Annotated in this window: 1 pseudogene; it reads right to left on the reverse strand. The window is 65.6% G+C overall.

Features of this window, described 5'->3' with window-relative positions:
• Positions 1–253, reverse strand: a pseudogene (locus SB772_RS43535) (filamentous hemagglutinin); the annotation flags it as partial.

The raw sequence follows: 253 nt of genomic DNA on the forward strand, positions 1-253 counted from the left end.
GCGTTTAGCGCGAGCGATGCGCCGCCGGTCCATTGAATGCTGTTCCCGACGTCGATGTCGCCGCTTTGGCCCGCCGCCCCTGTCGTCGTCATGTTGATGGAGGTGCCCGCGCTGAGGCTGCGGGCAAAGGCCCGCGCCGCGCCGTCATCGAACGTGTATGCGGGCAGCGTAATGTTCCATTGCCCTGCGGTGACTTTCGTGAGATCGCCCCAGAAGGTCAGCAGTCCCGTCGTGGTATCGACGATGCCGCCGG

The sequence above is a fragment of the Paraburkholderia sp. SIMBA_030 genome, assembly GCF_046535245.1.
GTDB lineage: Bacteria > Pseudomonadota > Gammaproteobacteria > Burkholderiales > Burkholderiaceae > Paraburkholderia.